At 55.8% G+C, this 24,037-nt stretch carries 21 protein-coding genes; 13 read left to right on the top strand and 8 right to left on the bottom strand.

Annotation, left to right across the window (positions count from 1 at the left end):
* Positions 1–178 precede the first annotated feature (178 nt).
* The 6 genes from G583_RS0100875 to G583_RS0100850 all read left to right on the top strand — a co-directional run bounded on the left by G583_RS0100875 (position 179) and on the right by G583_RS0100850 (position 7,694).
* A complete protein-coding gene (locus G583_RS0100875; RefSeq protein WP_022869304.1) occupies positions 179–1,660 on the top strand; it encodes an NAD-dependent succinate-semialdehyde dehydrogenase in 1,482 nt (493 codons plus the stop codon).
* 69 nt (positions 1,661–1,729) lie between these two features.
* A complete protein-coding gene (locus G583_RS0100870; RefSeq protein ID WP_022869303.1) occupies positions 1,730–2,695 on the top strand; it encodes a TatD family hydrolase in 966 nt (321 codons plus the stop codon).
* A gap of 163 nt (positions 2,696–2,858) precedes the next feature.
* Positions 2,859–3,845 (top strand): resuscitation-promoting factor, encoded by a 987-nt coding sequence (locus tag G583_RS17025; protein ID WP_022869302.1) that lies wholly within the window; start codon positions 2,859–2,861, stop codon positions 3,843–3,845.
* A 113-nt stretch (positions 3,846–3,958) separates the two neighbouring features.
* Positions 3,959–4,855 carry a 16S rRNA (adenine(1518)-N(6)/adenine(1519)-N(6))-dimethyltransferase RsmA gene (rsmA, locus tag G583_RS0100860; RefSeq protein ID WP_022869301.1) on the top strand — a complete coding sequence of 299 codons (897 nt, stop codon included), beginning with the start codon at positions 3,959–3,961 and terminating at the stop codon, positions 4,853–4,855.
* Entirely contained in the window at positions 4,852–5,820 is a 969-nt protein-coding gene (locus G583_RS0100855) for a GHMP family kinase ATP-binding protein (RefSeq protein ID WP_022869300.1), read from the top strand. Before rsmA ends, G583_RS0100855 begins: the two co-directional genes overlap by 4 nt.
* Before the next feature lie 74 nt (positions 5,821–5,894).
* Positions 5,895–7,694: an ABC-F family ATP-binding cassette domain-containing protein gene (locus G583_RS0100850; RefSeq protein WP_029629136.1), complete on the top strand. Its 1,800-nt coding sequence runs from the start codon at positions 5,895–5,897 to the stop codon at positions 7,692–7,694.
* A gap of 37 nt (positions 7,695–7,731) precedes the next feature.
* On the opposite strand, the gene G583_RS0100845 is transcribed toward G583_RS0100850, so the two are convergent.
* Complete coding sequence (locus tag G583_RS0100845; protein ID WP_022869298.1) at positions 7,732–8,307, bottom strand: MarR family winged helix-turn-helix transcriptional regulator; 576 nt, start codon at positions 8,305–8,307, stop codon at positions 7,732–7,734.
* Positions 8,308–8,464: 157 nt separating this feature from the next.
* On the opposite strand from G583_RS0100845, the gene G583_RS13380 reads away from it, so the two are divergent.
* Complete coding sequence (locus G583_RS13380; RefSeq protein ID WP_022869297.1) at positions 8,465–10,690, top strand: MMPL family transporter; 2,226 nt, start codon at positions 8,465–8,467, stop codon at positions 10,688–10,690.
* Here the strand turns inward: G583_RS13380 and G583_RS0100835 are convergent.
* Positions 10,672–11,601 carry a DNA-formamidopyrimidine glycosylase family protein gene (locus G583_RS0100835; RefSeq protein WP_022869296.1) on the bottom strand — a complete coding sequence of 310 codons (930 nt, stop codon included), beginning with the start codon at positions 11,599–11,601 and terminating at the stop codon, positions 10,672–10,674. The genes G583_RS13380 and G583_RS0100835 overlap by 19 nt on opposite strands.
* A 116-nt stretch (positions 11,602–11,717) precedes the next feature.
* Here G583_RS0100835 and G583_RS0100830 point away from each other — a divergent pair, with 116 nt between their 5' ends.
* The 4 genes from G583_RS0100830 (at position 11,718) to G583_RS0100815 (ending at position 14,800) form a co-directional block, all read left to right on the top strand.
* Positions 11,718–13,046 (top strand): MFS transporter, encoded by a 1,329-nt coding sequence (locus G583_RS0100830; protein WP_029629135.1) that lies wholly within the window; start codon positions 11,718–11,720, stop codon positions 13,044–13,046.
* A gap of 99 nt (positions 13,047–13,145) precedes the next feature.
* Positions 13,146–13,493: a DMT family transporter gene (locus tag G583_RS0100825; RefSeq protein WP_022869295.1), complete on the top strand. Its 348-nt coding sequence runs from the start codon at positions 13,146–13,148 to the stop codon at positions 13,491–13,493.
* Positions 13,490–13,804, top strand: coding sequence for a DMT family transporter (locus tag G583_RS0100820; RefSeq protein WP_022869294.1), 315 nt, complete (start codon positions 13,490–13,492; stop codon positions 13,802–13,804). The genes G583_RS0100825 and G583_RS0100820 overlap by 4 nt, the downstream gene beginning before the upstream one ends.
* A gap of 18 nt (positions 13,805–13,822) precedes the next feature.
* The gene (locus G583_RS0100815; RefSeq protein WP_022869293.1) at positions 13,823–14,800 is read left to right on the top strand and encodes an arsenic resistance protein; all 978 of its coding nucleotides are present in this window, start codon (positions 13,823–13,825) and stop codon (positions 14,798–14,800) included.
* Here G583_RS0100815 and acs read toward each other — a convergent pair.
* The 6 genes from acs to G583_RS0100785 all read right to left on the bottom strand — a co-directional run bounded on the left by acs (position 14,797) and on the right by G583_RS0100785 (position 22,661).
* Positions 14,797–16,752, bottom strand: a complete 1,956-nt coding sequence (gene acs, locus G583_RS0100810) for an acetate--CoA ligase (RefSeq protein ID WP_022869292.1) — start codon at positions 16,750–16,752, stop codon at positions 14,797–14,799. The two genes, G583_RS0100815 and acs, sit on opposite strands and share 4 nt — an antisense overlap.
* A 109-nt stretch (positions 16,753–16,861) precedes the next feature.
* A complete protein-coding gene (locus G583_RS0100805) occupies positions 16,862–18,019 on the bottom strand; it encodes a cysteine desulfurase family protein (RefSeq protein ID WP_022869291.1) in 1,158 nt (385 codons plus the stop codon).
* A complete protein-coding gene (gene nadC / locus G583_RS0100800) occupies positions 18,019–18,873 on the bottom strand; it encodes a carboxylating nicotinate-nucleotide diphosphorylase (protein WP_029629367.1) in 855 nt (284 codons plus the stop codon). The genes G583_RS0100805 and nadC overlap by 1 nt, the downstream gene beginning before the upstream one ends.
* Positions 18,860–20,461 carry an L-aspartate oxidase gene (locus tag G583_RS16490; protein WP_022869289.1) on the bottom strand — a complete coding sequence of 534 codons (1,602 nt, stop codon included), beginning with the start codon at positions 20,459–20,461 and terminating at the stop codon, positions 18,860–18,862. Before G583_RS16490 ends, nadC begins: the two co-directional genes overlap by 14 nt.
* The gene (gene nadA / locus G583_RS0100790; protein ID WP_022869288.1) at positions 20,458–21,771 is read right to left on the bottom strand and encodes a quinolinate synthase NadA; all 1,314 of its coding nucleotides are present in this window, start codon (positions 21,769–21,771) and stop codon (positions 20,458–20,460) included. The genes G583_RS16490 and nadA overlap by 4 nt, the downstream gene beginning before the upstream one ends.
* A 29-nt stretch (positions 21,772–21,800) precedes the next feature.
* Positions 21,801–22,661, bottom strand: coding sequence for an NUDIX hydrolase (locus G583_RS0100785; RefSeq protein WP_022869287.1), 861 nt, complete (start codon positions 22,659–22,661; stop codon positions 21,801–21,803).
* 205 nt (positions 22,662–22,866) lie between these two features.
* On the opposite strand from G583_RS0100785, the gene G583_RS17020 reads away from it, so the two are divergent.
* Positions 22,867–23,409 carry a methylated-DNA--[protein]-cysteine S-methyltransferase gene (locus tag G583_RS17020; RefSeq protein ID WP_022869286.1) on the top strand — a complete coding sequence of 181 codons (543 nt, stop codon included), beginning with the start codon at positions 22,867–22,869 and terminating at the stop codon, positions 23,407–23,409.
* Positions 23,393–24,034, top strand: a complete 642-nt coding sequence (locus G583_RS13365) for a DNA-3-methyladenine glycosylase I (RefSeq protein WP_022869285.1) — start codon at positions 23,393–23,395, stop codon at positions 24,032–24,034. The genes G583_RS17020 and G583_RS13365 overlap by 17 nt, the downstream gene beginning before the upstream one ends.
* The last annotated feature ends 3 nt before the right edge of the window (positions 24,035–24,037 follow it).

The raw sequence follows: 24,037 nt of genomic DNA, 5'->3' as shown, positions 1-24,037 counted from the left end.
GGTATTGGGTGATGCCCGATTCGAATAACTCGTATGCCCAACTTCTATAGCTGCAATCATGGCTTCGGTTGATGTCGTAAGAACTGCTGCGTGTTAGATTGAATGGCGAGTTGAACTGTAGAAACCTGGCGTGCACGACAATTGCTGCGACCGCCAGACAGATCGAAAGAAGGTATCCTTGACTGTCAGCGCACAACAAGAAAAAGAACTGCTTGAACGCGTTCCTACCGGGCTCCTTATTAACGGTGAATGGGTAAACGCCTCCTCCGGCAAAACCCTGCCAGTCTATGACCCAGCCACGGGTAAAGAACTGCTACAGATCCAGGACGGAAACACTGAAGATGCTCTGAAAGCTCTCACTGCAGCTGACGAGGCACAAGTCGAGTGGGCACTGACGGCTCCACGTGAACGTGCTGAAATCCTGCGTCGCGCCTTCGACCTCGTACAAGAACGTGCCGAAGATTTCGCACTGCTCATGACCCTGGAAATGGGTAAGCCACTGGCCGAGTCTCGCGGTGAAGTCACGTACGGTGGCGAGTTCCTTCGCTGGTTCTCCGAAGAAACCGTGCGTCATTACGGACGGTTCGGCTCCACGCCAGAAGGCAACCTGACCATGATCGTGCGTCACAAGCCAGTCGGCCCATCACTGTTGATTACGCCTTGGAACTTCCCACTGGCAATGGCCACTCGTAAAATTGCTCCAGCCGTTGCCGCAGGTACCACGATGGTCCTGAAACCAGCACAGCTGACCCCGTTGACCTCGCAGTACTTCGCGCAGACCATGATGGATGCAGGTCTGCCAGCTGGTGTACTCAACGTAGTCTCCGGTTCATCTGCCTCGGCAATCTCTGGTCCATTGATGAAGGATCAGCGTCTGCGCAAAGTTTCGTTCACCGGCTCCACCCCGGTTGGACGTCGCCTGCTTGCCGACGCCTCAGAGAATGTACTTCGCACGTCCATGGAGCTGGGCGGAAACGCTCCGTTCATCGTCTTCGACGACGCCGATATGGATGCTGCAGTACAGGGTGCCATGGACTCGAAGATGCGCAATATGGGTGAAGCCTGCACGGCCACCAACCGCATTCTGGTGCACGAAAACGTCGCGGAAGAGTTCAACGCAAAATTCGCTGAAGCCATGCGCGCACGCAAGGTCGGACGTGGCACCGAAGCCGACTCGACCGTTGGTCCAATCATCGACGGCAAAGCCCGTGACGATGTCCACAACCTCGTGACTGAAGCCGTTGACGCAGGCGCAGAAGTGCTCGCCGGCGGCAACAAGGTTGAAGGCGATGGCTACTTCTACGAGCCGACCGTTCTGTCCGTATTGGAAAACTCGCCAATTCTGAGCCAGGAAATCTTTGGCCCAGTCGCCCCGGTCGTACAGTTCAAGGATGAGGCCCATGCCATTCGTTTAGCTAACGCGTCTGAATACGGTCTCGCGGCATACGTCTACACCGAAGATCACAACCGCGCACTGCGTGTTGCAGACCAGATTGAATTCGGCCTGATCGGCTTCAACGCCGGTGTAATCTCCAACGCTGCCGCACCATTTGGTGGCGTCAAGCAGTCCGGTATGGGTCGCGAAGGTGGCACCGAAGGTATTGAGGAATACACCTCAGTCCAGTACATCGGTATGCCGAACCCACACAACGTCAAATAGCATTCACTGAATATTACTGCCCCGTCGAGACGTTGAGCTCGGCGGGGCAGTCCTGGTTAAGCTGGGTGCATGTCCACCACAGAACAACCACAGCACCAAACACCAGAACAGTACTTGCCCAAAGCTCAACAGTCGGTCAATAGTGGCGACCAAGTTCGATCGACGACGGAAGAGTACAGCGGTAGGAAGCGGAAACTGGTGTATCCGCCGGTCCCGGAACGATCGCCTGTGCCTGTGATCGACAACCATGCGCACCTAGATTTTCGCGATGGACTCGTTCAGGTCACACCAACCGAAGCGATGGACGCTGCGGCAAGCGTGAATGTCGTCGGCGCTATCCAGGTTGCCACCGATCTTGAATCTGCTAGATATACCCTCGATGCTCTCGAGCAAGAGCCCCGCTTGCGAGGGGCATTGGCTATCCACCCAAATGACACGGTGCACCTGGCAGAGCGTAACGAACTTGATGAGGCCATAGGGACGATTCGGCAACTGGCCGAGCATCCACGGGTCGTTTGCATCGGCGAAACCGGTTTGGACTATTACCGCACCGAGGGCGAAGAAAACTGGGAGATTCAAAAGTACGCATTTAAACGTCATATTGAAATGGCGGTGGAGCTTGGGCTCGCCCTGCAGATTCATGATAGGGAAGCGCACGACGACGTTGTGGCCACTTTGTTATCTATGGACAAACTCCCCGAACACGTGGTTTTCCACTCCTATTCGGGTGACGCCGAGATGGCAAAAATCCTGAATGAACACGGGTGGTATGCGTCGTTCTCGGGCGTCGTGACATTCAAAAATAACAATGCCTCTCGCGCCGCGGCCCAGCAAATGCGCCAAGAATTGCTCCTCGTTGAAACGGATTCCCCGTTCCTTACGCCGCACCCATACCGGGGTCGTCCGAATGCGCCCTATCTTGTGCCGCACACCCTCTACCAACTAGCGGAGACACGTAGCCAAACCGTTGAAGATCTCGGTTCCGTTATCTTCGATAACACTCAGCGCGTATATGGTAAATTCCATACTGACTAGGGGAGACCATGCCCCGTGGAGGGTTGGCTGCCAGATTTGGTCAACAAATACACGTTATTGATTTGTAATGATTGTTATCTTTCCGTTATAGTCGTGCGTATTGTCCTCGACGAATAGGCGTCTAGTGCCGCGTCGGAACCCCAAACCCTATGGATTTTTCTATATGTCTAACATTTTCAGCGGCACACTGACGAAGATTGTTGCGCAGGTTGCAGCCCTGGTCCTCGTCGTAGGCGGCCTTGCAGCTTTTGTTATCACTCAGGCTAATGCCGATAAAACAGTCACTGCCGACGCCGACAGCGTAGAACAGCCTTCCGAAGATCAGCCACTCGACATCGAGCGTGTTTCATCGATTACACCGCTCAGCGCTGACCAGATTCAGGTACCTCAGCTCATGGAAATCACCGTGGGTAAGGATACGAAAGAAGTTCTGACCACCGGTGAAACCGTTCAGGACGTCCTGGACAATGCCAACGTGTCAGTGGGCGGAGACGACAAGGTTTCTCCAAAGCCTGATCAGAACATCAACGCGAGCACTGCAATTACAGTGACCGTCGTTGAGACGACTGAAGTCACCGAAGAAGAACCCGTCGAATACGAAACCACTTACGAAAACGACGGTTCTCTCGAGAAGGGCAAAACCAAAACTGACACCGAAGGTGAAAACGGTGTAGCCAGTGTGACCTACGAGGTCACCACCGAAAACGGCGAAGAAGTCGATAAGACTGAAATCAACCGCGAAGTCACCGAAGAACCAACCAACGCTGTTGTTCTCCGCGGTACTAAAGAAGAAGAGCCTGAACCAGAGCCTTCCAGCTCGTCGGACTCGTCTTCCTCTGAATCATCCTCCTCAGATTCATCAGACTCATCTTCGAGCAGCAGCTCAGCACCTTCTGTAGCTAATGGTTCGGTGTGGGACCGTCTGGCCGAATGTGAATCGGGCGGCAACTGGTCCACTAACACCGGGAACGGCTACCACGGTGGGCTGCAGTTCAACCCCACCACCTGGAACTCCATGGGTGGCGGACAGTATGCACCAACCGCTGACCAAGCAACTCGCGAACAGCAGATCGCCATCGCTTCTAAACTGCAAGCACAGGCAGGCTGGGGCCAGTGGCCAGCATGCACCTCTGCAATGGGACTGCGCTAAACACCACATAGTTTCATAAACTGAAAATGTCATCGGTCCGGAATCTCGAGTTGAGATTCCGGACCGAGGTGTTTAACCCGGCAGTGGGTCGCGGTGCAGACTAAGATGGAAGCGTGACTTCAGAACAACATGCGCTCTTATCTGCCTCCGATATCCGCCAGCTTGCCGATATCCTCGACTTGCGGCCAACAAAAACGTTAGGCCAAAACTATGTGATTGACCCCAACACGATTCGGCGAATCGTTGGTGCCGCACATCTCGCAGCAACGGAGCATGTCCTCGAAATTGGTCCGGGACTCGGTTCACTTACCCTGGGTATTTTGGACGCCGCGCAGGCGGTGACTGCAATTGAAATCGATCCACCGGTGGCCAACCGATTGGCAACCACCGTTGAGCAATGGCGTCCGGATAGTGCAGAACGACTCTCAGTGATTGAAGCGGATGCCTTGCGGATCACCCACAGCGAGATCATTGAAGCAAGACCTGCGATCGCGGAGGGACCACCAACCGCTATTGTGGCGAATCTGCCGTATAACGTGGCGGTACCGGTTATGCTGCATATTTTGGCAGAACTGCCCAGCATCCAACACGGTCTGGTCATGGTGCAGCAGGAAGTTGCCGAACGGATTGTGGCGGCGCCGGGATCCAAAATTTACGGTGTACCGTCTGTGAAGATGGGCTGGTACGCCGAAGCGACCTCAGCTGGAAACGTTGGAACGAAAGTCTTCTGGCCGGCACCCCGCATCACTTCTGGCCTCGTACATTTCACCGCACGCCAGCCCCCGGCCACCACTGCCACGCGTGGACAAGTCTTCGAGGTCATTGACGCCGCATTTGCTCAGCGCCGCAAAACACTACGTGCCGCCTTGAACAAATGGGCCGGGTCCGGTGCTGAAGCCGAAGAGCTTCTGGTGGCCGCCGACGTCGATCCCAAAGCACGCGGGGAGATCTTGTCGGTAGAACAATTTGCACGGATCGCCGAGCAGAAACAGCAAATGGATGCACAATGAGCGCACAGCTTGAATACCGGGAACAAACAGCCGTCACGGCGCAGGCCCCGGCCATGGTGTCGGTAACGAACCAAGTGGGAGTGTCTGGTGGCGAACAGGAGCCAGCCGTGCTCAGTTTGAAGCTGGCGGTCTCACGGTATGACATAGCGTCCATTCGGATGCGCGTAGATAAAGAAGTGCTCGTCAAATTCGAAGATCCTTCTCACGCACTCATCGACTATGCAAACGTGCCGCATGACGATTTGGTCTATATATTTCGTGCCGTGGATGAACTTCGTCAACACCTCAGCCGATCCAAGAATGTTTCCGGGCTCGACATTACAATCCAAAAACACATCCCTTTTGAAACCCATATGGGTGGCAGAGGTGCTGCCGCCGCCGCGGTATTAGTTGCTTTGGCAGCGCTCTGGGACGCCTCCATTGCGCGTGAAGAGTTAGCACGCCTTGCCCAGAGGGTGGGAGACGGAGTCGCTGAGGCAATTACCGGGGGCGCCGTCATGACTCATGTCGATGCAACCGAGGTCCTGATAACACCGGTGTTAGTTCAATCAGAAGTTGCGATGGTCCTTGTACCAGCTGCAGCAGAGCTCGATGAAAGCGAGATGTTCCAAGAAGTACGGCGGCTTCGACAGGCCCAGGACGCCGTGCCGGATCGCAATACACTCGAGTTTGATCCAGAGCTCGTCGAGGCTGTAGCACGCGGGGATGCTAGCCAACTAGCCTTGATGATGCACAACGATTTCCAACCGGCCTTGGTCAGTATCTTGCCAGAACATAACGATTGGCTGACGGCGGGCATGGACGAAGGTGCACTCGCCGCTCAGACTATAGACCGCGGGCCGTCACTAGTTTTTCTCGCGGCAGAGATGAGCACAGCCAGCGACCTGGCGGAACGATTCGAACAGCACATGGAAATCTCAGCTGTTGCAGAATATGGCCCCGTCGCCGGCGCACACCTGATCTAAGGGTTCTAGGTGCGTCGCGCTCTGAACGAATGCGTGCGCTGTTGTCGAATAAGTGAACTATCATGGGTCAGGTTATGGCTCATCTTTTAGGGGCAGAAGCCCTTCATTTCGAATACCCCACGCAAAAAGTACTCACGTCAGTCACGATGGGGGTCTCGGCAGGGGACCGCATTGGCATCGTAGGACGCAACGGTGATGGTAAATCCACGCTGATGAAACTGCTGACCGGCCGAGTCGAACCGGACTCGGGACAAGTTACCGTTCGCAGTGATATCACGATCGGTATGCTTGACCAAGCTGATACCGTCGACCCAGCCCTGTCCGTGGGGCAAGCGGTTGTTGGTGATTTTGCCGAGCACGAGTGGGCCGGGGATGCGAAAATCCGGGATGTGATTCGCGGGCTGGTCGCAGACCTCGATTGGGACGCGACGGTAGGATCGCTCTCGGGCGGGCAACGCCGCCGTGTTGCGCTGGCGAAGTTGCTCATCGGTGACTGGGATATTCTGGCCCTTGATGAACCCACAAACCATTTGGACGTGGAAGGCATCGCCTGGTTGGCCGAGCATGTGAAACGGCGGTGGGCGCAAAATGCCGGCGGTCTGTTAGTGATTACTCACGATCGGTGGTTCCTAGATGAGGTATGTAACCAGACGTGGGAAGTTCACGATGGCATCGTAGAGCCGTTTGAAGGCGGTTATGCGGCGTATGTACTCCAGCGTGTGGAACGCGACCGGATGGCAGCCGCGAGTGAAGCAAAACGTCAAAATATTTTGCGTAAAGAATTAGCGTGGCTGCGACGTGGTGCGCCAGCTAGAACTTCGAAGCCAAAATTCCGTGTCGACGCTGCGAACCAGCTGATCTCGGATGTTCCACCCGTGCGCGATACGATCGAGCTGAAGCGTCTTGCCGTCGCACGGTTGGGCAAGGACGTCGTTGATATTGAAGATGTCAGCGTGAGCTTTGGGCAGCGGGAAATACTACGCAATATCACGTGGCGTCTTGGACCGGGGGAGCGTACCGGCATTCTTGGTGCCAACGGTGCAGGTAAATCAACGTTGCTCGGTTTAGTGACCGGAGAAGTGGAACCTACTGCGGGACGAGTCAAGCACGGTAAGACGGTCCGAATCGGGATGTTGGATCAGCAATTTTCCCAGTTAGAGAAGATTGGTGCCGACCGGGTTCGTGAAGTACTGGCAAACACGAAAACGACGTTCACAATCGACGGCAAGGACCATACCCCGGCACAACTTTTAGAACGTCTTGGCTTCCGCCGCGAACATCTGTCCGCGCGAGTACAAGAACTCTCAGGCGGTCAAAAACGTCGACTGCAATTATTGTTACTGCTCCTCAGCGAGCCAAATGTGATCGTGCTTGACGAGCCGACGAACGATGTAGATTCCGATATGTTAACCGCCATGGAAGATTTACTCGATTCCTGGCCCGGTACCCTGATCGTAGTTTCGCACGACCGGTATTTGCTCGAGCGCGTTACCGATCAGCAATATGCCATCCTGGGCGGAAAACTACGACACGTTCCAGGGGGAGTTGAAGAGTACCTTCGGTTAGCCCAACAACAAAACCAGTTACAAGGCGCGCAGCCAATGCAAGCCGGCACCAAGGCCGAGAAGAAACCCAAGAACGTCAACGCGTTGCACGGTGCAGAGCGCAAAGCCGCTCAAAAAGAAGTATCAGCGATCGAGCGCAAACTTGAAAAACAAGGTGAGCTCATCAAACGGTTGCAACAACAATTGGCTGACCATGATCAAAGCGATTATGAAGGCATGCAACAGCTTGGGGCAGAACTTGGCGACGTAGAAGCCGAAGTAGCGCAGCTGGAGGAACGCTGGCTGGAACTGTCTGAACGACTCGACTAGAGGTAACGTCCCTACCTTCTCCACTCCAAGGCCTTTGCTACGCTTCGGAACTGCCCCATTGACCGTCGCGGAGCCTGATTTCCTTGGCCATATCACGGAGGAAGTTTGTGACGACGTCGCGTTGCTGACTCGTAAGTCGTGCAGCGGCATTGAACCGTTTGGCTTGTTGTCGTCCAATGGTTTCCACCGCGGCAGCATGTGTTGTCTCCGTAATGGAAATAGCTAAGGCGCGTCGATCTTTGGGGTGCGGTGATCGAAGAATATGATCGTTTGCCTCGAGTCGGTCGAGCAGTTTTGTTGTTGAAGCGGTTGAAATATTGAGATGCTCTGCAAGGGCCCCGGCGGTTGCAATGGTGTCGGTATTCTTTGCGGCAATGAGAAAATGCAAGGCTTTCATATCGGTTTGACCCAGACGCATATAGTGTTGCGCTGCTTCTGACAGCTGCTGTTCAACTGCACGTAATTGAGCCAATGCTGCCATAAGGTCATCGATCTCATGAATTTCTGCGGTTGAGTACTCGTGGCGATTGACCAGTTTGGCATCGGGATCGGACGCACCGACTGAATAGATGTTTCCAGGTGTTTGGTCTGATTCGTTTGGCGTGTCGGCCATGCAAAAGTGTCTCCGTTTCTGCAGCACTGGAAATTTAGCTAGCCTGGCTAGTAGTATAGCCTCGGTTGGTAATCATGGCGATCTCTCAACATCTGGAGGCGGCCGTCATAAGTGCGTCCTGCTAACCACTACACAATACTTGTGATTGGACACCATCATGAACCAGGAATCAACGACAGCGAAACCTCCTGTCCAAAAAGATGCCACCCGACGCGGAGCTCCGAAGTGGTTACGCGTTGTTCTACCTGCCGTTTTGATTTTGCTATGGTTCACGGCCGCTGGCATTGGCGGCCCCTATTTTGGCAAAGTGAATGAAGTTTCGTCGAATGACCCCACGACGTTTCTGCCGGAGTCTGCTGATGCGACCCAGGTCCAGGAGCTTCAAGGTGAATTCACTGAGTCGGATAGCCTTCCAGCCGTCACGGTTTTCGAAAGTGATACGGAGATCACCGAGAACCAGTTGGATGAGATCTCGAAAATTGTCGAGACTCTGCCAGATATTGACGGGGTTGAAGATGAGCTTTCTCCGCCGATACCTTCGGACGACGGCTTGGCTGTACAAGCATTTGTGCCCATTAACTCAGATGCAGATACTGCAGATGTGGTGGCGCAGGTCAGTGACGAACTCGACTCCAGCGTTCCTGAAGGTCTCAGCGTGTATGTCACAGGGCCGGCAGGATTTAGTGCAGACCTCTCAGCTGCATTTGCAGGGATTGATGGGTTGCTGCTGGCCGTGGCTTTGGTCGCAGTATTTATTATCTTGATCATCGTCTATCGGTCGTTTCTTTTGCCGATTGCCGTCCTAGCTACCAGCCTCTTTGCCTTGTGTGCAGCACTTTTAACGGTGTGGTGGTTGGCCAAGTGGGAAGTGGTACTGCTCAGCGGGCAGACGCAAGGTATTCTATTTATTCTGGTGATTGGTGCCGCAACAGACTATTCGTTGTTACTTGTGGCCCGGTACCGTGAAGAACTGCGCGCCATCCCAGATAAGTGGACTGCAACGTTGCGTGCGTTGAAAGGATCGATCGAACCCATTCTCGCCTCGGGTAGTACCGTCATTGCTGGTCTGCTCATGCTATTGCTAAGTGATTTGAAATCAAACAGCACGCTGGGGCCAATTGCCTCCATCGGTATCGTGTTTGCGATGTTGTCGGCGCTAACGCTCCTTCCTGCGATCCTGTTTGCTTTTGGACGGAGCGCGTTCTGGCCAAGGCGTGTGAAGTACGATCCGGATACTGTGGCATCCGAGCATGGGATCCCAGGTAAGGGCCTATGGCCAAGCGTTGCTCAGAAAGTCAAAAGCCGTCCTCGGACCATTTGGATTGTGACTACGCTTGTCTTGTTGCTTGGGGCTGCCCTAGCAACTCAACTCAAAGCAGATGGGGTCGCGCAATCAGAACTTGTGCTCGGGCAGTCTGACGCACGCGATGGGCAAGAGGTCCTTGGCGAACACTTCCCAGCGGGCTCTGGAAGCCCACTGCAGGTTATTGCACCGGAAGACGAACGTGACACCGTGGCCGAGGTGTTGCTTGCTCATGCTGAAATCGAAGAAGTCTCAATCACTTCAGAGGATTCGCCGAGTGGCACCGCGCCGATAACTGAAGACGGTATTGAAGTCTTTGGACCTCCTGGCACACCCGAACCACAACCCACAGTGGTCAATGACCAGATCTTGCTGCAGGGCACCCTAACTGCAGCTGCAGATTCACAGGTTGCGGCAGAAACAGTTCGTGATGTTCGTGCTGACCTCGACACCACAGCCCCCAGCGCCATGGTAGGCGGTGTTACCGCAACTGATATCGACACGATTGATGCCTCAATTGACGACCGGAATCAGATTATCCCTATCATTCTGGCGGTTATCCTGGGTATTCTCATGATTCTCCTGCGTTCGATCTTGGCGCCGATCTTGCTCATCGCGACCACGGTGATTTCCTTCGGTACCGCGATGGGGGTTTCGGCGCTGATGTTCAACGGCGTGTTTAACTTCCCCGGTGCAGATCCGGCGGTCCCGCTCTTTGGTTTCGTCTTCCTCGTAGCGTTGGGCATCGACTACAACATTTTCTTGATGACCCGCGTCCGAGAAGAATCCCTCAAACACGGCACCCGACAAGGCGTGCTGCGCGGACTGACCGTAACAGGCGGTGTCATCACCTCTGCCGGAGTGGTTCTGGCTGCAACATTTGCTGCCCTGTCGGTGATTCCGATTCTCTTCCTGGTGCAGCTGGCCTTTATCGTAGCCTTCGGCGTACTCCTCGATACTTTCATAGTCCGCTCACTGCTGGTACCCGCCCTGACCTATGACATTGGGAGAGCCGTCTGGTGGCCCTCAAAACTCAGTCGGAAAACCGGCAAACATGCCTCTCATATCTCGTCACGTTGACAGTTCGGGCACCACACGACGTTCCGCTCGGTCATCGGATCGGTACCGAGTGCATCGGTTCGTAGCTGCTGCCCGCATCGTAAACACCCGGCCCGCTGTCGTCCATATACCCAGTATGCAGGTGTATTGCCGCGGCGGCGTCGGCCATCAGCGCGTGCCCGTGCTCGTTCCGTTGCATCAGCGATCCGAATGCCAAATGGAGCGCTTGGGTCCCGACGGATATCGGTGGTAGAACGCCGACTGTGCTCATCGGCACTCGGTGGAACATTCAGCGCCATAAGCTCATGGCACAGCTTGATGAGTCCAGTGAGTTCTTCGTCCGTGAGTTCGGAAACCATCCGATGCGGGCTCATCTTAGCCAGTAGCAGGACTTCGCAGCGATAGATATTCCCGATCCCTGCCACGAGATGTTGATCGAGTAGTGCTGTGGCAATCGGTTGGTCGACCGCTTGCCGAAAATTCTTGAGCACTCGACTACCCAGGCTCTGCGCTGTTATCGGATCACGCCAGTCGGGATCCAAAATATCCGGGCCCAGCCGAGCCAACCTCTCTTGTGCAATATCAGGAGGAACAACCTCCAGGGTGGCTAAAGAAAAACCGAGGACCCGATGATCGTCAAAGGTCAAAATACAGCGCGTTTGATGCGAGGGACTGGCATCGACCCGCCAGGACCCGTCCATCCCCAAGTGTGACAAGATGACGAGGTTGGGATGGGTGACACGAGCAGGGTCTGGCGCCTGGATGTGCATCGAAAGGTACTTCCCAGTGGTGCTGAGGTCGCTGACGAGCCAATCTTGCAGATCTAATGCAGCGAACCGGGGCGCTCGAAAATCTGTGCGCTGCAGTCTTTTGCCGTGCATGATAGGCCGCAGTCGATGGGCGAGTCGAACAAGAGAATCACCTTCTGGCATTACCTACCTCCACGCAGCCGTACCGTCAGCCTTTTTCGTTTCAGCTACCACTGTAGTTCGGATAGGTTCGCCTAAGCTTGCTGGCTGAAGTATCAACGGCCGACTAGCCTGTGGTCGTGAGCAAAATAGAACGACTCTACTCGGGTCTGATGAAACGCAACCAGGAGGGCGAAGCCCAGCTGTCCTCAGACGTTCGCCCACATGTGGCGTCGAATGGCATGCGTATTGTCTCCGCGAATACCTTGCAATCTTCCGGGGATCAAATGGTCAATGCTTCAACGGTGCTGCCGTGGCTTTTTGCAACCCTCGGAGTACCTGCTGCGTTGACCGGCCTGCTCGTGCCGATCCGCGAAGCCGGTTCGATGCTACCGCAAGCCTTCATTACGCCACTAGTGTTGCGGGTACGCTACCGCAAGTGGGTGTTTATTGTCGGTGCCTTGATACAGGCACTCTCCGTGGGTGCGATGGCACTGATTGCAGCATTGGCTGAAGGCCTCACCGCTGGTATCAGCATTCTGGGTGCACTGATTGTTTTCTCACTCGGCAGATGTCTCGCCTCGATTTCGTCCAAAGACGTCCAGGGAAGAACAGTGCCAAAAGGCGAACGCGGACAAATCAACGGTTTAGCGACGACAGCCGCTGGTTTCGTCGCAATTACTTTGGGATTGGCGATCCGAGTATTTGGCGGCCAGGACCTCTCCAATGTGCAACTTGCCTGGTTTTTGGCCATCGGTGCTGCCCTATGGGTCGGAGTTTCTTTGATCTACGCCGGTATTCGTGAACCACAGCAAACGGACCAAAAGACGGCTTCGGACAACGATGCTGAGACGGCAAATACCTTTGTGCGGATGTACCGTTTGCTTCGGAATGATAAGCCTTTCCGGCACTTTGTCACCGTGCGCAGTTTGCTGCTGGTCTCGTCACTGAGTCCGCCATTCATGGTCACCCTATCGATCCAATACGGTGCGGATAGTCTGGCAGGCCTGGGCGGCTTCATCATCGCTTCGGGGATTGCAGCACTGATCGGCGGTCGCATATTTGGACGGATGGCTGATCGATCGAGCAAACGGCTGATGAGTATTGGTGCTGGCGTAGCCTCGACCATTCTGCTGCTCATCGTCATCATAGCGTGTGTCCCGGGGGTTCTCGGTGGCAACTGGTACACGAACCTCATGTTTATCGCGGCGTATTTCTCGCTGACACTGATGCACACAGGTGTCCGTATCGGTCGCAAAACATACGTCGTTGATATGGCTGAAGGCGACCAACGGACCACCTACGTAGCAGTTTCCAATACGGCCCTGGGCATCGTATTACTGGTCGTTGGGGGAGTGAGTTCATTACTTGCAACGTTCCACGTGCTTTTGACCTTACTGTTTCTCGCGCTCACCGGGTTTGCGGGGGTCTTTGCTGGTTCCCGTCTCCCAGAGGTGTCCAAAGCTTAAGATTGTCGCAAACTGCGATCTCAGAGCCGGTTTCTGGGCCCCGCAAGGTTGCTAGAGTAGAGGTGCCCTAACGACGAAGAAAAGTAGGTCCTTGAAGAAATGAAACGATGGCTGTTGGTCTTGGGCGCGGTCGTTGCCGAAGTGCTCGGCACGATGGCTTTACGCGCCGCAATCGACCAACCGTGGTGGGCAGTAGGTGTTGTCGTCGGATATTTCCTGGCATTTACTCTGTTGGGTTTTGCATTAGGCGAGGGTATGCCAATTGGGGTGGCCTACGGTATATGGGCCGCAGCCGGGGTAGCGTTGGTTGCTATTTTGGGCGCAGCCTTGTTTGGCGAGACCCTTAGCTTGCCCGCTATAGCGGGTGTTGTGATTCTGATGGTCGGCGTTTATCTGGTCCAAGCCGGTGAGAGAGCGCCAAAAGGTGCAGAGGTGGTCGAATCATGAGTTGGCTCTATCTCTCCTCCGCCATTGTTGCTGAAGTTATCGCAACGCTGAGCCTGCGTGCGACCGAAGGCTTTCAGAAAAAACTTTGGATCATCCCCATGGCGGTTTTTTACGCTGTCGCCTTCTTTTGCTTGGCGTTGACCCTGGTGGCCGGGATGCCGGTAGCTATCGCGTATGGCATCTGGTCTGCGGTCGGTGTCGCACTCATCGCTCTGCTTGCACGGGTCATTTGGAAGGAAAAACTAACCCCACGCATGGTATTGGGACTGGTGCTGATTATGGTCGGCGTGATCTTAGTTGAAGTTGGGTAATTTTCGATCGGTTAGAGCATGACCGACCAGCTGAGCCAGTGGGTGGAGCGCCATCAAATCTGGTGTTATCTGTTCGGCTTGGCCCTTGGCGCAGGTATCGGGTTGAGTGTTCCCGTGGTTGCTCCTGTCGCAGAGAGTGCCATCATGCCACTGTTGGCGGTGCTGTTATACGCCACCTTCCTCGGACTACCGTTGGGCAATATCACCGCGGCATTCAAGGACTGGAAATTTATGTCTGCCGTGTTGATACTGAACTTCGTGCTTGTCCCCATCGTGGTGTGGTTCGTCTCAAGAATCGTTGCACACGACCACGTTGTTTTGGTCGGCGTATTCTGTGTTTTGCTGACCCCTTGCATCGACTACGTGATCGTTTTCGCTGGTTTGGCGAGAGGTAATGCCCAGAGTCTGCTCGTCGCAGCTCCGGTGCTGATGGTCCTGCAACTGATGCTTCTCCCGGCGTATTTTTGGTTGTTTTTGGGGCATGGATTCATCGCCTCAATGGACCTAAGACCGTTCATTGAGGTATTCGTCTGGATCATTGTCATCCCGTTGGTCTTCGCCGCCATCACCCAGTTGCTTGCACGACGCTGGCAACGAGCAAAGGTCATCGACACCGTGAACACAGCACTGATGGTGCCGCTCATGACGGCTACTCTCGGTGTCGTGGTAGCAGCACACATCGCGAATGTAAGTCATCAGCTTGGTGATCTGCTGCTAACCGTTGTGGTGTATGTCCTGTTTGCCAGCATCATGTTTGTCTTAGGACTCTGGGTTGGACGTGCGGCAAGATTAGACGTCCCCAAACAACGCGCGCTGGTCTTCAGTGGCGTCACCAGAAATTCATTGGTGATCCTGCCACTCGTGCTAGCGTTGCCCGCCAAATATAGCTTGGCACCACTGGTGGTGGTAACGCAGACCCTAGTTGAGTTGCTGATGATGCTGGTTCTGATCAACGTGGTGCCACGGATGATCCAAGATCGTAGCGGTCGAAGTTAGCTCGTTGACCGACCACGGATTTCTTCTTGGATTTGTTCCATCACTGACGCATCAGCCAGGGTGGTGACATCACCAATTTCGCGGTTCTCTGCGACATCCTTGAGCAGTCGACGCATAATCTTGCCCGAACGGGTCTTTGGTAGATCCGGTACCACCATGATGCCGCGCGGTGTCGCAATCGGTCCGATCGATGCGCGCACGTGATCGCGTAGTTCCTTGACGACATCGTCTTTGTCTCCTGCACTTTCGCGCAAGATCACAAATGCTTCAATGGCGTGGCCGGTTGTTTCATCGGCGGCACCGACCACGGCGGCTTCAGCAACCATGTCGTGCGAAACCAACGCAGACTCGATTTCGGTGGTGGACATCCGGTGACCAGAAACGTTGAGCACATCGTCAACCCGCCCCAGCACCCAGATGTCGCCGTCTTTATCGATCTTGGCACCGTCACCCGCGAAGTACACGCCGGGGTACTGTGACCAGTAGGTTTTCTTGTATCGTTCTTTGTCACCCCACAGGGTCCGCAACATGCCCGGCCACGGCTCGGTAATCACCAGATAGCCACCCTGACCGCGTTCGACGGAATTGCCTGCTTCATCGAATACATCGGCCTCGATGCCCGGAATAGCACGCATAGCCGCACCGGGTTTGGTAGCGGTGACCCCGGGTAGGGGACTAATCAGGATGTTGCCGTTTTCGGTTTGCCACCAGGTATCGACGACCGGGCAGTTGTTCCCACCAATATTTTCGCGGTACCACATCCAGGCTTCCGGGTTGATCGGTTCACCCACGCTACCCAATAACCTGAGGGAAGACAGGTCGTACTCGGCCGGAATATCGCGTCCCCACTTCATGAAGGTGCGAATCCCCGTCGGAGCGCAATACAACACCGTGACACCGTAGTCTTGCACGATTTCCCACCAGCGGCCCCGATGCGGGGTATCCGGGGTGCCTTCATACAGCACCGAAGTGGTCGCATTCAGCAGGGGCCCGTAGACGATGTATGAGTGCCCGGTGACCCAGCCGATGTCTGCGGCAGTCCAGAAGATATCGGTTTCAGGTTTGATATCGAATACTGCCCAGTGGGTATAGGACGTGCCGACCAGGTAACCAGCGGTGGTGTGCATGATGCCCTTGGGTTTCCCGGTCGTGCCCGAAGAATACATGATGTATAGCGGATGTTCTGCATCGAATGCTTCGGGTGTATGCTCGGTACTTTGGCGATCGACGACGTCGTGCCACCACAGGTCTCGGTCATCCTGCCAGTCGACGTCCTGCTCGGTGCGTTGCACGACCAGCACATTTCGGACCTGGGGTAGGTCTGCAATGGCTCTATCGACGGTGGACTTGAGACCGCCGGCTTTTCCGCGGCGGAATCCACCATCGGCGGTAATGACGATTTCAACGCCGCAGTCCTGAATACGGTCCGCGATTGCTCGGTCGGAGAAGCCACCGAAGATGACCGTGTGCGGGGCGCCAATACGCGCACATGCCAGCATCGCGTAGACCGTTTCGGGGATCATGGGCATATAGAGAGCGACCCGGTCACCGGTTTTGACGCCCAGCTCGATCAGCGCATTCGCGGTTTTGGATACCTCGCGCAGCAGATCCGAATAGGTAATCGTGCGAGTATCGCCACCTTCGCCGACGAAATAATAGGCGACGCGATCCCCGAGTCCTGCCTCGACGTGTCGATCCACGCAGTTATAGGCAGCGTTGAGCTTTCCACCCGTGTACCATTTCGCAAACGGTGCTTCAGACCAGTCCAGGACTTCCTCAAACGGGGTATCCCAGGTGATGCGGTTAGCCTTCTCCGCCCAGAAACCGATTCGATCTTTTTCGGCGTGCTCATATTCGGCAGCCGTAGCATTCGCCTTGGCCGCAAAGTCTGGCGGGGGAGGAAATGTTCGGTCTTCGTGACTGAGTTCTTCAATGGTTGGGTTCTCTGTCATGACATACTCCTAACACCAAGCGTCACTGTGATGTGCGTCTCACTTGGTACCCTACGCGGCATGAGGGTGAAGTCAAGACGGAGGCCGGGAGTACCTCGTGCGGCCAGCATTACCGTACTGGTGCAGTGTGGGAGGCGAGTGCTTGCAGAACGCGGTCCATGAGTTGTTGAAATGCTGACTCTTCCAGCGGATCGGCGAATGTGAAGCGCAGAGCCGTTACTGCGAGATCCGGTGAATACCCCATGGCCAGCAGGACGTCGGAAGGGTCTTTTTTGCCTGCTGAACAAGCCGACCCGGACGAGGCTGCGATGCCAGCGACGTCCAGGTCCACCAATAAGGATTCACCAGAAACCCCCTCGACGACAAACGAAGCATGGTTTGGCACCCGCTCTGTTGGATGGCCGGTAAGTTGGGCGCCAGGAACCTCTTGAAGTACACGAGACACCAGGGTATCGCGCTGTGTCATCAGGGACTGTGCGCGGGTTCCGGCTTGCGGCATCAGCGTAGCCACTGCGGCACCGAAACCGGCCAGCGCCGCAATATTTTCCGTACCGGAACGTTGTCCGGACTCTTGTCCGCCGCCGTGGATTAGCGGTTCAAGTGGTATCCCACTGCGCAGCAGAAGCGCGCCCGCACCCTGCGGACCACCAAATTTGTGCGATGCCACGGACATAGCGTCGACAAACGACCCGGGCCAACTCCCGGTGCCAAAATCCACCGGTAGAGCCGCGGCTGCTTGCACAGCGTCTGTATGCATGACGGCCCCCGATGCTTGGGCCGCTTGCCCGATGCGCTCCAGCGATTGGACGGTGCCGATCTCGCCGTTTGCCAGACCGATCGATACCAGCGTCGTGTCATCCCGAATTGCAGCTAGTGCCGCGGCTTCATCCACCCGACCGTATGCGTCCACGGCGATTTCGGTGATCTCAAAACCCGCAAACTTGGATAAGAAGGCACAGGTTTGACGCACTGATGAATGCTCGACAACGGAGGTGACAATGTGTTTGCCGCGCGGCGCAGCTAAGGCCACGCCCTTGAGCAGGAGGTTGTTGGCTTCTGTGCCACCGGAGGTGAAAACCACTTCAGCATCACGTGCCCCAAGCCCGGTTGCAACCTGCTGTCTGGCCTGACGTAAAACATCCTTGGCGAGCTGACCGGGCGTATGGACCGAGGAGGCATTGGCAGGTGCCCCTTCCAAAACCTTCAGCATTGCGTTGCGTGCCGCTGATCGAAGCGGTGCCGTGGCTGCTGCGTCAAGATAGTGCATTAGCTTGCGTCCAATCCCAGATCAAGCGAGCTGGCTCCGTGCGTGATAGCACCAACCGAAATGACGTCCACCCCGGTGGTGGCGATGTCTGCGACCGTATCTAACTGGACACCACCGGATGCTTCAGTGGTACATCGCCCATTGATGACCTGAACGCCCGTTCGCAGGTCTTCCACAGAAAAGTTATCCAATAGAATCCCGGTGACTCCGGCTGCTACCACGGGTTCAATTTGTTCTAGACGATCCACTTCAACGATGATCGAGGTGGTATGCCCGACTGTGGCTTTGACCCGCTGAATCGCTTCGGTCAGCTCGCTGTCTGCGGTCGCCCCCAGTGCGGCGAGATGATTATCTTTGAGCATGATCGCGTCCGACAGGCTAAACCGGTGATTGATGCCGCCGCCTGCGCTCACCGCGTGTTTTTCAAGCGCTCGTAAACCTGGTGTGGTTTTCCGGGTGTCGGCAATGCGAGCCTGCGAATCCACGCTACCAATGTGTGCAACAAATAATGAGGTCAAGGTGGCGATACCACTCAGCCGCTGAATAAAATTGAGTGCTACCCGCTCGCCGGTAAGAATGCCAGCCGCTGGGCCGGACAAGGACGCCAGCACATCTCCGGCGGAAAAGGCCGTGCCGTCTGGGACCAGGTTCGTGACGTGGATGTCTGGATCGATCTGGTGGAAGGTTTCCCCGAACACTGCCCCACCGGCGAATAATCCAGGCTCTCGTGCCACCAGATTTGCTTGGAAGTCGAGGTCAGTAGGAATTGATGCCGCGACTGTGGCATCACCCCAGGGACAGTCCTCGGCCAGGGCTCGTTCTACGACGTCGGTGACAAGCTTAGGCGTCAACATACAGTGCATTCTCCTTGATCCGGCCGGCAGCAAAGTCGTGTCCGGGGTCGGTGTGTGTGGTGGTTAACCGCCACCCTGTGCGGCGGTTTTGCTGTGCATCGGGTTCCGGATAGTCGGCACGCCAGTGGCCCCCACGCGACTCGGTGCGTGCTAACGCAGCGGCTGTCATGAGCCGCACGAGGTCGGCTGCAGGATGCGCGATGGTTTCAAGCGCCGCCAGGAGTTCTACGAGCCCGTCGTGGTGTCGCATGATGCCCAAATGTTTTCCGATGAGCCGCTGAAGATAGTCCGGCTCGGAATGTTCGGCCATAAGCGCCCTGCCCGAAACGACGTCTTTGGCAGTACTCATGAGTTCCCGTAGTGGTGATGCCACCTGCCAGACGGCGTCCTGACGAAAACGCAGTGCTGTATCTGCAGCCCGAGCCCCAAAGACCAGGCCTTCCAACAGAGAGTTCGACGCCAGTCGGTTGGCGCCGTGTACGCCCGTGGAGGCGACTTCTCCTGCAGCCAATAGTCCTGGAACAGACGTGCGAGCGTACCCATCTGTCGCGACCCCACCCATGCAGTAGTGAGCTGCAGGGGCAACCGGAACGTATTGTCTCGTCCAATCAATCCCATGGGTCATTAACATTTTGGTTAATTGTGGAAAGCGCAGGGCCAACGTACCGGGACCATACCGCTCCTCGATCACGGTGGCATCTAGGAACACCGCCGATGACTCAAATTGCTCCAGTACTGTAAAGGAAGCCCTGGCGACCACATTGCGGGGCGCAAGGTCAGCATCCGGGTGATAATCCGCCAGGAACCTATGACCTGCTGGATCGCGCAAGACAGCACCGGCACCACGAACGGCTTCAGATAACAGTTCACCGGTACCGACAAGCGCGGTGGGGTGAAATTGGAGAAATTCCATATCGGCAACGACTGCTCCGACACGTGCTGCGGCAAGCAGACCCTGTCCGGTGATTGCAGCGGACGACGACGTGGTAGGAAACAGTCCGGCATAACCGCCGGTTGCCAAGAGCACGGTGCTGGTATCTAGCTGCTGAGCCCCAGCCGGGGAGGTATAACGCACTGCACTGATGCTTCCGTTAGTCACCATCAACTCGGTCAGCGACGCCTGTTCGATAACGTGCATGCGACCAGTGGCTGCCAGCCGTTGCACACGGTTGGTCAGAAAGACTGACAGCGCCGCGCCCGTACTGTCTTCACCGGCATGGAGGACCCGGGCACGGCTATGGGCTGCCTCGAGGCCAAAGGTGAGTTCGCCTTGCGCATCGGTGTCAGCGGGAAAACCTGCGTCCAGTAGCTCGCGCACTCGGTCTGCACCATCGGTCGTGAGGATCTCTGCTGTTACAGCATCAACGAGCCCCGCGCCTGCCTGAATCGTGTCCTCAAGGTGAAGCGAAGCCGAGTCGTCCGGCCCCAGAGCTGCAGCAATACCACCCTGGGCCAGGGCGGTATTCCCCGCGGAGATGGCGTCAGCGCCGAGGTTGCCGCAGGTTAACAGTGTCACAGGGACCCCAGCGGTGGCTAGACGCTGGACCGCAGTGAGTCCAGCGACGCCGGCTCCTACGACCACGATCATGGCCGGGCCGCCAACATGCGCTCTAGCGCGACCGATGCATCGGCTGAAACTGTGGAGGCTACGGAAATCTGGTTGGGCGTTTCGCCGGCAACCAGCGACTCTAGGACCCACGCCAGGTAGGCAGGATGAATGCGATACATGGTTGAACACGGACAAATAACCGGATCCAGGCAGAAGATGGTCATGTCGGGGTGCTGCGATTGTAACCGGTTCACCAGGTTGATTTCGGTTCCAACGGCAAACACGTCACCTGGTTGACCGGCAGCAATTGCCTTGCGAATGTACTCGGTTGAACCGACGCCGTCGGCGGCTTCCACCACGGGTGCTGGACATTCAGGGTGGACGATGACTTGAGCTTTGGGGTAGTCGGCACGGGCCTTGTCGATTTGGGCTACGGTAAAACGTTTGTGAACCGAGCAGAAACCGTTCCACAAAAAGACTTTGGCATCTTGCAACTGCTGTTGAGTGTTGCCGCCCATAGGCAGATATGGGCGCCACAGTGGCATCTGCTCTTCGGTGATCCCCATGGTTTTGGCAGTGTTGCGGCCAAGGTGCTGGTCCGGGAAAAAGATGACCCGTTTGCCCCGCGCAAAGGCCCATTCCAGCACAGTTTTCGCATTGGAGGATGTGCACACGATGCCGCCGTTACGTCCGCAGAAGGCTTTAATGGCCGCCGAAGAGTTCATGTAGGTCACAGGAATGATCTCGGCCTGATCCGTGGAAGACGTTCCGAGTGCTTCGGTGAGTTGTTCCCAGGCTTCTTCGACTTGGTCGATGGTTGCCATATCGGCCATCGAACACCCTGCAGCCAGGTTGGGCAGAATGACTGATTGCGCATCCGTCGACAGGATGTCAGCGGTTTCCGCCATAAAATGCACGCCGCAAAAGACAAACGATTCGGCTCCAGGATGTTCTTTCGCGGCCTGTGCCAGCATGAAGGAGTCGCCCACAAAATCGGCGTATTGGACGACCTCGTCACGCTGATAGAAATGGCCCAAAATTTTTACCCGATTACCAAGAGTTTCTTTGGCCGTCATGATTCGAGCATCCAGTTCCGCTGCACTGGCCTCGGTGTACTCGGCAGGAATGGCACCCTGCCGCGGGGCCGTCGCCGGAGCGGTATCCAAGGTTGAAGCACCCGGACCATAACCTGGTTCGGTATCGATCTGCCACGGTGCCGTCGGTAGCTGACTATCGCAGGTGGTCGTGATGTTGGTGGGCTCGCCAAAGGTGATGGTGTCGCCCAACTTGGTGCGACTGCGCTGTTCGGTAGCGGCAGCCGAGGCAACTAAATCTGCAACGCTGGTCATAGGACTCCTTGAGGTAGAAACTGCGGAACTCATGGTTGTTCTGGCTGGTCTTTGAACCGATACAGCCGGGCCGGGCGATGTGGTGTCCCTTCTTCAACTCGTTGTGTATCAATGAGCTGACCCTGGGCCAGCATGTCTCGACGAAAATTCGCCGGATCAATTTGATCGCCCAAGATCGCTTCGTGGACCCGTCGCAATTGGGCGAGAGTGAATTCTCTTCCTAGAAAGCGGTGGGCGACCATGGAATACTCGGTCCGCTGGCGTAACCGCCACACCGCGTACTCGATAATTGCCGCGTGATCAAACGCCAGTTCGGGGAGACGATCAATCGAAAACCACGCGACGTTCGCGTCGGCTGAATCGACGAGCGCTTCGGAAAACTCTGCGACCGAGTCCCGGGTATCGGTAGCTACGTCGCCCGCCATGTTTCGCGCGAGCCCGGGGGTCGGTTCTGCGGTCAAATCCAATTGACCATAAAGCCCCCAGTAGGCGATGGTCACCAGACGTTGAGCAGAGGCCGAACGGGTGGTCTCGCCAAACGTAAAGAGCTGTTCTAAATAGCTAGGGGAGCGCAGCACCGCTTCGTGCAGGGTTCGCGAAGCCGTCTGAGATAAATCCTCATCCCAGGGAATAGGTCCACCTGGTAGCGCCCACAGTGAGTCAAACGGCGGTCGGGTACGACGAACCAGGGGCAGCCACAAGGTCGTGGCGTGCTCGACCCGTGAACCTTCGCGGCTCGCGTACTCGCCCCACGTGGAGATCACCTCGCCTGAACGTGGGTCCGCAACGTTAGCGTCCACGGGCGGATGTAATGCAAATGCGACCGTCGATACGGCAACGGCTGGCGGCATAAAGCGGCGTTCTGATGCACTCGGTGCAGAAAAACTCACCGTGCTCCTTTTCCCTGCGCTCGCAGTAGGTCTACTGCAATCGGCCAACTTAAAGTCAATCTGACTTTAAGTAAGTATGAGGCTCGTTACATACGTTGTCAAGCGAAGCAATGCGCGGTTATCCACACAGGGGTAAGAAGCCAGCTGACGCGATCCCTGAAAGCGGGCATAATGAGCTGTGACATCACAACCGAGGTAGAACATCATGTCTGAATCTGTCCATACTGCAGCCATCCGCTATGCGATCATGTCCTCACCGATCGGCAAGCTATTGATTGCCGCCAAGGAAGCTGGCATCGTTCACGTGGCATTTGAAAATCACGACTTTGACCGCGTGCTCGACGGACTCGAGGACCAATTTGGGGTCCCGGTAGTCCGCGATAATGACGCCCTGCAGTATGCCACCGACCAATTCGACGAATATTTTGCTGGCACACGAAAAACGTTTGAACTGCTTCTACAGCGGGGGAGTGCAGACCGTTTCATTGCCACCGTGCAGCACAATTTAGAGACGATCCCTTATGGGGAGACCCGGTCATATGTTCAGCTGGCCAAGCAGCTCAACAGGCCCGGTGCAGCGCGCGCTGTTGGTAGTGCATGCGCGCGCAACCCCATGCCGATTATTCAGCCGTGTCATAGGGTGGTGCGAGCCGATGGCACCTACGGAGAATTTAGTGGCACCCCCGAGGCGAAGTGGTACTTACTTGCTTTAGAACGAGGTGAAAACCCATATGCAACAGCACGGTGAAGTCCCCGGAGTTGTGTTTGATGACCGTGGCGTTGCACGCCCACCCTGGGCCATGACACACCCATTGTTACGGCACTATTTCGATACCGAATGGGGTCTGCCGGTTCGTGATGAACAAGGTCTTTTCGAACGCCTGAGTTTGGAAGGATTTCAAGCGGGCCTCTCCTGGTTGACGATCCTGAAAAAGCGTCCCGCATTTCGTGATGCGTTTGCCGATTTCGACCCCGACGTCGTAGCCAGTTTTAGTGAGGATGATGTCGTATCATTGATGGCCAACACTGAAATTGTTCGAAACCGTCGAAAGATACAGTCGGTGATTGGAAATGCCAAAGCGACTCTTATGCTACGGCAGCAGGGCGGTCTCGCACAGCTCATTTGGTCATATGAGCCCGATAGTGATCCCGTACTCGATAGCGATGGTAATCCACCCAGTCAATCAGCCGAATCGGCAGCGCTTGCGAAACACCTGAAAAAACTGGGTTTTGGCTTTGTTGGACCCACCATTATTTTTGCGATGTTTGAAGCGATCGGCGTGGTCAACACCTTCCCGTATAGAGAACTCCCGAACCTTTCGAACACCTCCACGGCCGACTACGGTGGTAATACACCCAATCGTAAGGAGTGAATT

Origin of the sequence: Yaniella halotolerans DSM 15476 (assembly GCF_000420805.1) — a bacterium.
GTDB lineage: Bacteria > Actinomycetota > Actinomycetes > Actinomycetales > Micrococcaceae > Yaniella > Yaniella halotolerans.
This window is presented reverse-complemented; position numbering and strand designations above follow the sequence as displayed.

Excerpts from the sequence above, each read along its gene's own strand:
- G583_RS0100870 (WP_022869303.1), top strand. The coding sequence starts at position 1,730 with ATGTCCACCACAGAACAACCACAGCACCAAACACCAGAACAGTACTTG.
- G583_RS17025 (WP_022869302.1), top strand. The coding sequence starts at position 2,859 with ATGTCTAACATTTTCAGCGGCACACTGACGAAGATTGTTGCGCAGGTT.
- G583_RS0100855 (WP_022869300.1), top strand. The coding sequence starts at position 4,852 with ATGAGCGCACAGCTTGAATACCGGGAACAAACAGCCGTCACGGCGCAG.
- G583_RS0100850 (WP_029629136.1), top strand. The coding sequence starts at position 5,895 with ATGGCTCATCTTTTAGGGGCAGAAGCCCTTCATTTCGAATACCCCACG.
- G583_RS0100845 (WP_022869298.1), bottom strand. The coding sequence starts at position 8,307 with ATGGCCGACACGCCAAACGAATCAGACCAAACACCTGGAAACATCTAT.
- G583_RS13380 (WP_022869297.1), top strand. The coding sequence starts at position 8,465 with ATGAACCAGGAATCAACGACAGCGAAACCTCCTGTCCAAAAAGATGCC.
- G583_RS0100835 (WP_022869296.1), bottom strand. The coding sequence starts at position 11,601 with ATGCCAGAAGGTGATTCTCTTGTTCGACTCGCCCATCGACTGCGGCCT.
- G583_RS0100825 (WP_022869295.1), top strand. The coding sequence starts at position 13,146 with ATGAAACGATGGCTGTTGGTCTTGGGCGCGGTCGTTGCCGAAGTGCTC.
- G583_RS0100820 (WP_022869294.1), top strand. The coding sequence starts at position 13,490 with ATGAGTTGGCTCTATCTCTCCTCCGCCATTGTTGCTGAAGTTATCGCA.
- G583_RS0100815 (WP_022869293.1), top strand. The coding sequence starts at position 13,823 with ATGACCGACCAGCTGAGCCAGTGGGTGGAGCGCCATCAAATCTGGTGT.
- acs (WP_022869292.1), bottom strand. The coding sequence starts at position 16,752 with ATGACAGAGAACCCAACCATTGAAGAACTCAGTCACGAAGACCGAACA.
- G583_RS0100805 (WP_022869291.1), bottom strand. The coding sequence starts at position 18,019 with ATGCACTATCTTGACGCAGCAGCCACGGCACCGCTTCGATCAGCGGCA.
- nadC (WP_029629367.1), bottom strand. The coding sequence starts at position 18,873 with ATGTTGACGCCTAAGCTTGTCACCGACGTCGTAGAACGAGCCCTGGCC.
- G583_RS16490 (WP_022869289.1), bottom strand. The coding sequence starts at position 20,461 with ATGATCGTGGTCGTAGGAGCCGGCGTCGCTGGACTCACTGCGGTCCAG.
- nadA (WP_022869288.1), bottom strand. The coding sequence starts at position 21,771 with ATGACCAGCGTTGCAGATTTAGTTGCCTCGGCTGCCGCTACCGAACAG.
- G583_RS17020 (WP_022869286.1), top strand. The coding sequence starts at position 22,867 with ATGTCTGAATCTGTCCATACTGCAGCCATCCGCTATGCGATCATGTCC.
- G583_RS13365 (WP_022869285.1), top strand. The coding sequence starts at position 23,393 with ATGCAACAGCACGGTGAAGTCCCCGGAGTTGTGTTTGATGACCGTGGC.